2 protein-coding genes are annotated in these 1055 nt (G+C 36.6%); one reads left to right on the top strand and one right to left on the bottom strand.

The window, feature by feature from the left end; translation table 11 throughout:
• The first annotated feature begins 136 nt into the window (after positions 1–136).
• Positions 137–832, top strand: coding sequence for an A24 family peptidase (locus DYY66_RS07185; protein ID WP_255496326.1), 696 nt, complete (start codon positions 137–139; stop codon positions 830–832).
• 29 nt (positions 833–861) lie between these two features.
• Here DYY66_RS07185 and DYY66_RS07180 read toward each other — a convergent pair.
• On the bottom strand, positions 862–1055 hold a 194-nt coding region (locus DYY66_RS07180; RefSeq protein ID WP_166287510.1), incomplete at its 5' end, for a hypothetical protein.

Here is a 1055-nt window from a genome sequence, read left to right as displayed (position 1 = left end):
ATGTATCTCTTGGTTTTGGGATCATGCCATGCAGAAAAGAACTTCACAGAAAACAATGCCGATTTCTACAATATAAAATTGCCCTACCAATTCTGGAAAATGAGAATAACCCCTACGTATATTTGAGTGATGTCAAATGCTAAATGGTCTATCTGAAATTACTATTGTTCGAATGATTGCTGCATTTGCAATGCTTGGACTGGCTTCTTTTTTTGACCTAAAAAAAAGAGAGATAAATGACATTTTATGGATCGGTTTTTCTGCATTATCTGCTATTCTGATTTTCCTCAGTCCTGACATCTGGACATCACTTAGGATTGTAGGAGTGTCTCTAATTATTGCCCCCGTTGCTCTTGTATTATGGAGATTTGGTGTATTTGGGGGAGCTGATGCATTCTGTCTGATTGTTCTTGCAAGCCTTGCTCCGATGTTTACTCTCAACGCATCACAAATCACGCCGTTTTCCACTCTCACAAATGCTGCAATATTGTCTGTCACTCCTCTTTTTGTGAATCTGTGCAGAAATGTGATCTCTATTCTCAGAAAAGAGGATATCTTTGAAGGAATTGATGAAACCAGAACAAAAAAAATAGTTGCTGTCTTTGTTGGTTACAAGGCAAAAAATCCCAAGTACAGTTTCTCTTTAGAGCGAATAGTTGACGGTAAAAAACGACTTGATTTTTCCTTAAAACATGCAGAACAGACATTGTTTTGTAACGATCATGGAGTATGGGTCACACCAGGTGTGCCATATGTTCTTTACATAACTGCAGGATTTGTAATTCAAGTTCTTTATGGGGATTTAATTTTTAATGTGATACGTCTATTTTGAAAATATTCGGAGTTTCAGTTTGTTTAATTCTACGTGCTGGAAGATTTTTCCGCAAGTGCCAATTTTGCATCAACTATTCCCAATAATGCTCTGTTGATTCTGTCCAAATGTTCGTTTATGCTTTGAATGTCATTTCTCATTTTCTTTGATTTTATGGCCTCAACTTCAAGTGTAATATCTGAAACACAGTCCACAAATACATCCGAGAATGTAGTGTCTGTTT

This window comes from Candidatus Nitrosotalea sp. FS, from assembly GCF_011319475.1.
GTDB lineage: Archaea > Thermoproteota > Nitrososphaeria > Nitrososphaerales > Nitrosopumilaceae > Nitrosotalea.
Note: the sequence above shows the minus strand (reverse complement) of the source record. Positions and strands in the feature narration are given on the sequence as shown.

Bases quoted from the DNA above. Each gene is read 5' to 3' on its own strand.
- DYY66_RS07185 (WP_255496326.1), top strand. From the start codon at position 137: ATGCTAAATGGTCTATCTGAAATTACTATTGTTCGAATGATTGCTGCA.